The sequence below is a fragment of the Dietzia sp. SYD-A1 genome (genome assembly GCF_015356725.1).
In the GTDB taxonomy this organism is placed as follows: Bacteria; Actinomycetota; Actinomycetes; order Mycobacteriales; family Mycobacteriaceae; genus Dietzia.
This window is the reverse complement of record NZ_JADDKI010000230.1, coordinates 1-8511: the sequence shown is the minus strand read 5'-3', so window position 1 is coordinate 8511 and position 8511 is coordinate 1. Positions and strand designations below refer to the sequence as shown.

Genomic DNA, 8511 nt, shown 5'->3' with positions numbered 1-8511 from the left:
GTCCTCGAGGCCGCGGGTGACCTGGGCGGCGAGCAGGCGGTCCCCGGGCCCGACGATCCTCACCAGATCGACGCCGGACAGTGGCTCGGCCACCAGATCGAGGGCTGCCCGGGGTCCGCGCTCGGAGAGAACCCCCGCCACGTCGACGGCCCGGGCCCGGTCCACGGTGTCGATCGCGTTGTGGGCGGCGGTGCGCAGCAACAGCCACGCGCCTCCGGCCGCGGCGGCGAGAACGAGGATGACGATGGCCGTGGCGATCACCGTGGTGGCCGTGCGGATGGGCCAGCGACGAGGCGTCGTGAGGACCTCGCCGGTCAGGGGGATCGTCCGTGGCGTGGCGGCTCGGGGGGACACCGCTCCATTGTGCGGCCATCCGAGACCCCGGGGCACGAGTGGAACACGTGTTAGCGTCCCCGGATGAGGGAGTCGACGCACAACGGCCCGGAACCCAGACTGGGGCTGACCTTCAGCGTGGACGGTGACGGCGCCGTGAGCTGGCACCAGCCGGTCGCCGACCAGTTCGTGGACCCCTTCGGGCGCTTCGCGACCCTGCCTCACCACTCGGGGTGATGTGGTCGACGACGACGGCGGGGTGATCGCCGCGGGTCTGGTGAAGTCGATGGAGATCTCGGGGGTCGTCGACCCGGACGGCTATGATTCCGAGCCACCGTGGCCCTCGGCGCTCGCGCCGGGAACACTGGCCGAGGTGTTGTGCCTGTCGTTGGACCACGGGCACGACGGGCAGGGCGGCACCCGGGCGGTGGAGGCCGTGATCGCGCCCGAGCCGGCGCTCGCCAACCCGCTGGGCAACCTGCACGGTGGGGTTTTCGCCGCCGCCGCGGAGATCGCCGGTGCCGCGGTGTTCCCACACGAGCGCGAGGTCAGCTCGTCCTCGCTCGACGTCAGGTACGTGCGTCAGATCCCCCTCGTCGGCCCGGTGACGGTGCGCGCCGAAGCCCTCCACGACGGCCGCAGCTGGGGGATAGCGCACGCGGTCACACGGGATGACCGGGGCCGGGTGTGTGCGGTGGCGTCGATCACTGTGTACGGCTCACGGTAGATTGGTGTCGTGTCACTCAAGTACGGTCAGGGTGTCCACCAGAACGACCGACGAAGGAGAAGACAGTGAAGATCGGCATCATCCTGGGCAGCATCCGCGACGATCGGGCCGGTGCGGCGGTGGCCGACTGGGTCACGGCGGAGGCCGCGACTCGGGAAGACGCGACCTACGACCTGGTCGACCTCAAATCCTTCGACGTCCCCCTGCTCACCTCGGCCACCGTGCCGGGTGCCGCCGACAAGCAGTACGACGACGAGCGGGTCACCCGGTGGAGCGAGGCGATCGATTCCTACGACGCCTTCGTCTTCGTGACCCCCGAGTACAACCACGGAGTGCCCGGCGGCCTGAAGAACGCCTACGACGTGCTCGGTGAGGAATGGGCGGACAAGCCGGTCGCCTTCGTCTCCTACGGCGCCGAGGGCGGAGTACGCGCCGTGGAGCAGTGGCGCCAGATCATCGCGAACTTCCGGATGTTCGGAGTCCGCCAGCAGGTCTCGCTGAGCTTGTTCACCGAGTTCGGAGACGAGGGTCTCCAGCCGAACGAGCGGCGCGCGGGGGAGCTGGCCACTCTCTTCGACCAGCTCGAGGACGCCACCCGCCGGTTCGCCCCGGTTCCCGCGGGAAGCGCCTGATCGCAGGGGTGCCCGGCTCGCGCCGGGTGAACGACCGCCGGCCCGCCTGTCTGGGAGAGGCGGGCCGGCGGTCGTGTCGAGGCGGGTCAGCCGAGCGCGGCCAGGGCGGAGTCGTAATCGGGCTCGGTGGTGATCTCGTCGACCAGCTGGGTGTAGACCACCGAGCCATCGGCGTCGAGCACCACGACCGACCGTGCGCACAGGCCGGCCAGGGGGCCGTCCGTCATCTTGACGCCGTACTCCGAGGCGAAATCGCTGCGGAAGGTGGACGCGGCGGACGCGTTCTCGATCCCCTCGTCGGCGGAGAACCGCTTGAGCGCGAACGGGAGGTCGGCCGAGACGTTGATGACCGCCGTGTTGTCCAGGCCCGTGGCCTTCTCGTTGAAGGTCCGGACCGACTGGGCGCAGACGCCCGTGTCGACGCTCGGGAAGATGTTGAGCACGACGCGCGTGCCCGCCAGTGACTCCGAGGTCACGGGAGCGAGGTCGGTGCCGACCAGGTCGAAGGCCGGAGCGGTGGTGCCGACGGCGGGGAGCTCGCCGGACGTGGTGACGGGGTTTCCCTTGAATGCGGTGGTTGCCATGCGTCCGTTCTACCCGACCGGGGGCGGGGGTGGCGCGGGCACCGCCTGACCGGTCTGGTCGACCGCCCGCCACAGATACCAGGACGCGACCGAACGGTACGGGGCCCAGGCCTCGGCGCGGCCGAGCATCTGGGCGGCGGTGGCCGGTCCGTCGAGCCCCGTGACCCGTTCGAATCCCCGGCGGATGCCGACATCGGCCACCGGGAACACGTCAGGTCTGTCCAGCAGGAAGATCAGCAGCATCTCCACGGTCCACCGGCCCACCCCGCGGACCGTGGTCAGGGAGTCGACCACCTCGTCGTCGTCGAACCCCTGCAGTTCCGTCAGAGTGGGGATCCGTCCGGTCCCCACCGCGTCGGCCAGGTCGCGGAGCGCGGCGATCTTGGGGCGGGAGACCCCGCACGCGCGGATCTCGTCGTCGGAGAGGGTGTTCAGGAGAACGGGTTCGAGGTGCCGGGGCCCGGCCGCCCGCTCGCGGAGACGGCCGGCGATCGTCGCGGCGGCCTTCACCGACAGTTGCTGGGAGAGGATCGAGGAGGCCAGTCGGTCGAACAGCGCGTGCGGACCGGAATCGGGGGCGGGCGTGAGGGTGCACGGACCGACGGACTCGATGTGACGACCGAGCTCGGGGTCCGCCCGGCAGAGGTACCGAACGGCGGCCGATTTGTCGTATCCTTCGAGCATGCCGAGCACGTTACCCGGCGGTTTTTCCACCATCGTGCCTCACAGGTAACAGCGGTACCGTGTCCGACGATAACTATCGGGTCACGAATTCTTCATATCGTTATCGGGGGAGGAACGCCATCGTGCGCAGGACACACACCCGTCTCGTCGCGGCCGCGTCCGCGGCGGCACTGACACTCACACTGGGCGCCGGAGTGGGGACCGCGTCCGCCGGCTCCGCGGAGATGCCGTCGGGCACGGCACTGTACAACGGGCTGACCATGGTGGGGTGCCAGCACGTCGACCCGTCGATGCTCCAGATGTGCGGCGGCCTGGACGTGCTCACGAGTGACGATCCGGCGGTGCTCACGATCAATCCGTTCACCACGGACATCGTGATCCTGGGCGCCGGACTGTACCCCGACGGGGGCATCCGGCCGGTGCTCGAGGAGCGCCTGCGGACCGGTTTCCGGCTGGCCCGGCAGTATCCGACCGCCCGCGTCATCGTGACCGGGGGTGTCCCGCAGAACGGTCGCACGGAGGCCCGCGCGATGGGCGACTGGCTCCGCGGTGCGGGCATCGCGCCGTGGCGGATCACCGAGGAGGGCAACTCCAACTCGACGGTCCAGAACGCGCAGTTCACGGACCGGATCTTCCGCGAGCGCGGGACCACCGGTGCGGTCGTGGTCTCCACCGGCGACCACGTCCAGCGCGCCGTGCTCAACTTCCGGCAGGCGGTCGCCGGGCGGATCCCGGTGACCGGGGTCGTCGCCCGGGGCTGAGGCGCGGGCGGGAACAATTCAGCGCCCGCCGAAGTTGTATGACGCGACAGCAAATATCGTCCCGTCACACAGGAGAAGCCAGTGTCCGCCATCCGCCAGGTAGTCCCGCTCGGAGCGCAGTGGCCGGGCGTCGACCCGTTCCTGTTCGCCGTCCACCACCGCGACGAGTTCCCCCCGGCCGACGGCAGGACCATGCGTCCCGCGGCTTCGCTCGAGGGGCGGTCCATCGGGGGAGATTTCTCCGGGAAGGACGGGTGGTCGATGTACCACGGCTCCGAGGTCCCCGGTTTCCCCCAGCACCCGCACCGTGGATTCGAGACCGTGACGGTGGTCCTCGACGGCGTGGTGGACCACGCCGATTCGTTGGGCGCCGCCGCGCGATTCGGGCACGGCGACACCCAGTGGCTCACCGCGGGTGCCGGCATCTCGCACTCCGAGATGTTCCCCCTGCTGGATCCCGACGCTCCCAACACGATGGAGCTGTTCCAGATCTGGCTCAACCTGGCCCCCGAGGACAAGTCCGCGGAGCCGTACTTCGACATGTTCTGGTCGGAGGACACCCCCGTCGTCGTCCGTGGCGAGGAGGGATCCGCCGCCCGGTTCCGGGTGATCGCCGGCGAGATCGACGGGGTCCGGGCGCTCGACCCGCCACCGCACTCCTGGGCCGCGCGGCCGGACAGTCACCTCGCCATCTGGATCGTCACCCTCGACCCCGGTGTCAGTACCGAACTCCCGGCGTTCGACCCGTCCGCCACCCGGGTCCTCTACAACTACGGCGGCGACCTGACCGTCGACGCTCAGCGACTCGGTTATGACGCGGCAGTGCTCGCCCCTGAGGCCGTCACGGTGACCGCGGGTCCGGACGGTGCGGCGTTCCTCGTGCTGCAGGCCCGGCCTATCGGCGCGCCCGTCGTTCAACAGGGGCCGTTCGTCGGCACCACCCGCCAGGACATCGTCACCGCCATGGAGGAGTACCGCGCCGGCGTCTTCGGGGCCTGGCACCTGGATCGGAACGATCCCGTGCACGCGCACGAGGAGACCCGCTTCGCGAGGTACCCGGACGGCACCGAGAGGCGGCCGGCCGGCTCCCGGTGAGCCGGCCGGCCGCTCGGCTCACCCGGGCCAGTGGCCGGTGCGAAGCAACTCCAGGCTCTGCGAACGATCGAGCAGTGGCTGGCGCATCTGGTCCTGCAGAAATTCCAGTAGCGCCTCCGAGAGCGGGGAGTTGTCGGAGGAGATGGCTCCGCGAGCCACCGCCACGTGGAGGTTCTCGGCGAAGCCGTCGATGGCGGTCTGCGCCACGCAGCTGTGCGTCGACACCCCGCACACGAGCAGGTGGCCCGCGCCGAGTCGATCCAGTTGGGCCCTCAGATCGGTCCGGAAGAACGCGCTGTCCCTGGTCTTGACCACTTCCACGTGGTCCCCGGTGACGAGATCGTCGAGGAACCGCGCCTGATCGGTGCCGGGGAAGGCGAACCCCTGGTCGTCCTCGTGCATGTTGAGGGTCCAGGTGGAGCGGTCCTCTGCGTGCTCCGTCCGGACCAGGACCACCGGTCGTCCGGCGTCGTGCGCGGTGCGGATGAGCTCGTTCACCGCCCCGACCAACTCGTCCCGCACCTCGGCCAGTTCGGGGAACTCGAAGTACGAGTTCTGCATGTCGATCACCACGAGCGCCGTCTGACCGTGGGCCCGATCGCCGGCTCTTTCGTCCTGCCGCCACCAGGTGTCGGCGACCTCGACCGGGGTCGTGCGCTTGTGGCGGTTGGAGTGCCAGGTCGCCTCTATCGTCTCGGCGGCCCCCTCGGGGACTTCGCGCCCCTCGAGGTAGTCGTCGATGTGGTCGTAGGCGATTCCCAGTTCCTCCTCGTCGGTCTGGCCCTCGGCCTCGTCGAGGAGGTCGGCGGTGGGCACCTTGTCCCACAGTTGCCGCGGCGCCTCCAGATGACGGAGCAGCGCCCGGACCTGGCGTTTGTTCAGGCCCGACAGGGGCAGGAGGTCGGCGGCGCCGTCGCCGAACTTGGTGAAGAACCCGGTGACGTTCTCGGCCGCGTGATCGGCACCGATCACCAGCAGGCCGCGGTCCCCTGCCACGGCGTACTGCGCGACCATCCGGTGGCGGGCCTTGGTGTTCCCCTTGGTGAAGTCCGTCAACTCCGTCCCGGTCGCCTGCCCGATCTCACCGTTGAGCCCGTCCACGCCCGGGGCGACGTTCACCGTGAGGGTCTCGTCGGCGCCCACGAACTCCACGGCCATCGCCGCGTCGTGCTCATCGTGCTGCACGCGGTAGGGAAGGCGCAGGCCCACGAAGACCGCCTCGCCGCCGTCTGCGCGGATCCTCTCCACCGCCAGCTGTGCCAGGCGTCCGGCCAACGAGGAGTCCACGCCGCCCGAGATCCCGAGCACGAAGCCCTTCGCCCCGCTCGCGCTGAGGTAGTCGACCAGGAACCGCACCCGGCGTTCCACCTCGTCGGCGGGGTCGATCCGGGGACGGACGCCGAGGGCGTCGATGATCTGTCGTTGTGTCGCGTGCATGGGCCCAGTGTGCTGTCGATGCCCGCGGACCTGCCACCGGACGGTCGGGCGGTCAGTTCCCGGCCCGGTGCACGAAGTCGCCCACCACCCGGGGCCACCGCGCCACCTCGGACGGGGTCTGCGCAACCTCCAGGCGGGCGTCGGGGAGCAGGGCCTGGAGTTCCTCGGCCACGGCGAGCGGATGCGAGGGGTCGTCCGGCCAGGCCAGGAGGAGCACCGGCACGTCGACCCCCGAGACCTCTGCGCGCGGTGGGAGATCGCTCAGGGCCGCGCCCCGGAATGCCGCGGGCAGATGCTCGTCCGCCACGTCCGGGACGGTGAACGGGCGTCCGGGGTCGATCGCCGGTGACGTGGGCGGCTGTCGCGTCTTCTCGGCCCACCGCGCCCCTCCCCAGCGTTCGACCTGGCGGGCCGCCAGGTCGTAGAGGGCCGCCTGCTCGCGCCGCCACTCCCACGCGGTCGGCGGGATCCCGAGGGTGAGAGAGGCGAACCGGTCCGGCTCCGCAACGGCCGCGGTGATCAGGGTCGCCGCGCCCATCGACTGCCCCACCCCGTGCACCCGTCGGCCCGGGAAGAACTCGTCGAGCATCGTCAGGAGGTCGCGAGCCAAAGCCGGCCAGGTGTAGTCCGTGGGGTCCACGGACCCCGGTGACCCGCCGTGGCCCCGGGCGTCGTACCGCAGGACCCGCAGACCGTCCCGGCCCGCCGTGAGGTCCAACCCGAACACCTCGTCGCGTCGTCGGCTCGAGGACAGGCCGTGAAGTTGAACGACCGGGTGCCCGTCGCCTCTGAGGTCGTGGGCGAGGGCCGTCCCGCTATGGCCGGCCCGGGCGGGTGGCCGTCTCGTCGTCGTCACAATCCGCGCCTTTCCCCGTAACACGCCGCTCCTACCGTGCGGACCATGAGGCTCACCACCGTAACGCGGATGTCGCTCCCGTCCGGCGTCGTGCACCGGTTTGCGACACATGTCACCCCAGTTCAGGGCGAGGCCACGCCGCCGTCGTTCGACCAGGCGCGCCATGCTTCTCTGGGCCGTCGCTCCGGGTCGTGGATGGCGGTCGCGTTCGCCCTGCCGTTCCCCGCCGACCGCGAGATGGTGGCGCGGGCGTGGCTCGCGGTGGTTTCCCGGCACGGGACCCTGCAGACGGTTCTCGACGGTGATGCCGGGGGCGGCGAGGTGTTGCGGCTCCAGCCAGTCGCTGTGCGGCCCACCGGCTGGAGAGTGGAGGAGCCGGGGGACGGTGAGGACCCCCGAGCGGTGCTGCGCAGGGTCTTCGACCAGGCCTGTTGCCCGTTCGCGACGCCGTCGCACGCGCTGTGTCTCGTGGAACCCGAGGACCCGGACGAGCGCCCGGTGGTGGTGATCGGGCTGGACCACTCGCACGTGGACGCGTGGTCGCTGCTCGTGCTGCTGCGGGATTTCTGCTCCTGCCTGGACGATCTCGCGTGTGGCCTCGAGCCGGGGACCTGTCTGCCCCCGGCGGCCGCGTTCGCCGAGCACACCCGGGAGTTGGCGCAGCGTCCGCCCGCCCCGCCTCGGGTGCACGACAGGTGGGCTCAGATCCTCGCCGGGGGTGACATGCCGGTGTTCCCGCTCGATCTGGGTGACATCTCGGCCCCGCGGCCGGAGGTGGTGGAGGTGCGCGACGTGCTGGACCCGGACGGGGTGGCGGCCCTCGAGGACGTGGCCGCGGCGGGCGGTGTGCGGATGGTCGCGGTGGCGATGGCGGAGATGACGACGGTGTTCCGCAGGCACGGCGGGGTCGGCCTGCGCGCGGTGCTGCCCGTCCACTCGCGTCACCACGAGAAGTGGCACGACTCCGTGGGCTGGTTCATCACCAACTCGGTCATCGAATGCTCGGACCCCGACCCGAAAGCGTGCGCGGCAGCGGTGCGCGATGCCGTCGAGCTGGGGTCCCACGCCCTGGGGCCGGTGCTCGAACCGTACGGCGGGATGCCGCACACACCCGGGATGTTCGCCATCTCCTGGCTGGACCACCGTCGCCTCCCGATCGACGTGGACCTGAGCCTGGCCCCGCAGCACGTGTCCGCGGCCATCCGGACGGACGGGGTGATGGTGTGGTTCGTGGTCAACGGCTCCGGCCTGCACGTCCGGTGCCGCTATCCGGACACCGCCCGCGCCCGCGTCACGGTGGGGGGCTGGTTGGACGAGCTGTGCGCGGGGTTGGTCCGGCGGTCCGTCGACGGCCAGGGGCCCCGGGCCCGGAGAGGCGTGGCCGGGCCGCGCGATCCGGACG

10 protein-coding genes and 2 pseudogenes are annotated in these 8511 nt (G+C 70.9%); 6 read left to right on the top strand and 6 right to left on the bottom strand.

Annotated elements, in window-relative coordinates; all coding sequences use genetic code 11:
• Positions 1 to 354, bottom strand: a pseudogene (locus IY392_RS10255) (histidine kinase); the annotation flags it as partial.
• Between the two features lie 63 nt (positions 355 to 417).
• Here IY392_RS10255 and IY392_RS19220 point away from each other — a divergent pair.
• From IY392_RS19220 to IY392_RS10245, 3 genes are all read left to right on the top strand, one after another.
• Positions 418 to 570 carry a hypothetical protein gene (locus IY392_RS19220; protein WP_228549260.1) on the top strand — a complete coding sequence of 51 codons (153 nt, stop codon included), beginning with the start codon at positions 418 to 420 and terminating at the stop codon, positions 568 to 570.
• A 1-nt stretch (position 571) separates the two neighbouring features.
• Positions 572 to 1060, top strand: a complete 489-nt coding sequence (locus tag IY392_RS10250; RefSeq protein WP_231750389.1) for a PaaI family thioesterase — start codon at positions 572 to 574, stop codon at positions 1058 to 1060.
• 65 nt (positions 1061 to 1125) lie between these two features.
• Entirely contained in the window at positions 1126 to 1692 is a 567-nt protein-coding gene (locus IY392_RS10245; protein ID WP_107757607.1) for an NADPH-dependent FMN reductase, read from the top strand.
• Between the two features lie 86 nt (positions 1693 to 1778).
• Here the strand turns inward: IY392_RS10245 and tpx are convergent, their stop codons facing one another.
• Together tpx and IY392_RS10235 are read right to left on the bottom strand one after the other, a co-directional pair.
• Entirely contained in the window at positions 1779 to 2276 is a 498-nt protein-coding gene (tpx, locus tag IY392_RS10240) for a thiol peroxidase (RefSeq protein WP_107757606.1), read from the bottom strand.
• 9 nt (positions 2277 to 2285) lie between these two features.
• Positions 2286 to 2960, bottom strand: coding sequence for a DNA-3-methyladenine glycosylase (locus IY392_RS10235; protein WP_182611929.1), 675 nt, complete (start codon positions 2958 to 2960; stop codon positions 2286 to 2288).
• Between the two features lie 122 nt (positions 2961 to 3082).
• Between IY392_RS10235 and IY392_RS10230 the strand changes: the two genes are divergently transcribed.
• Entirely contained in the window at positions 3083 to 3721 is a 639-nt protein-coding gene (locus IY392_RS10230) for a YdcF family protein (RefSeq protein ID WP_095718801.1), read from the top strand.
• 81 nt (positions 3722 to 3802) lie between these two features.
• A complete protein-coding gene (locus IY392_RS10225) occupies positions 3803 to 4816 on the top strand; it encodes a pirin family protein (protein WP_194861149.1) in 1014 nt (337 codons plus the stop codon).
• A gap of 18 nt (positions 4817 to 4834) precedes the next feature.
• Here the strand turns inward: IY392_RS10225 and IY392_RS19595 are convergent, their stop codons facing one another.
• The 3 genes and pseudogenes from IY392_RS19595 to IY392_RS10215 form a co-directional block, all read right to left on the bottom strand.
• The gene (locus tag IY392_RS19595; protein ID WP_309230204.1) at positions 4835 to 5386 is read right to left on the bottom strand and encodes an isochorismatase family cysteine hydrolase; all 552 of its coding nucleotides are present in this window, start codon (positions 5384 to 5386) and stop codon (positions 4835 to 4837) included.
• Positions 5387 to 5434: 48 nt separating this feature from the next.
• A pseudogene (gene nadE / locus IY392_RS19590) lies at positions 5435 to 6253 on the bottom strand (ammonia-dependent NAD(+) synthetase); the annotation flags it as partial.
• A gap of 52 nt (positions 6254 to 6305) precedes the next feature.
• Positions 6306 to 7109: an alpha/beta fold hydrolase gene (locus tag IY392_RS10215; RefSeq protein WP_107757602.1), complete on the bottom strand. Its 804-nt coding sequence runs from the start codon at positions 7107 to 7109 to the stop codon at positions 6306 to 6308.
• A gap of 45 nt (positions 7110 to 7154) precedes the next feature.
• Here IY392_RS10215 and IY392_RS10210 point away from each other — a divergent pair.
• Positions 7155 to 8511, top strand: a 1357-nt coding sequence (locus tag IY392_RS10210; protein ID WP_194861147.1) for a condensation domain-containing protein, incomplete at its 3' end; no start/stop codon positions are given.

Bases quoted from the DNA above. Each gene is read 5' to 3' on its own strand.
- IY392_RS10235 (WP_182611929.1), bottom strand. From the start codon at position 2,960: ATGCTCGAAGGATACGACAAATCGGCCGCCGTTCGGTACCTCTGCCGG.
- tpx (WP_107757606.1), bottom strand. From the start codon at position 2,276: ATGGCAACCACCGCATTCAAGGGAAACCCCGTCACCACGTCCGGCGAG.
- IY392_RS19220 (WP_228549260.1), top strand. From the start codon at position 418: ATGAGGGAGTCGACGCACAACGGCCCGGAACCCAGACTGGGGCTGACC.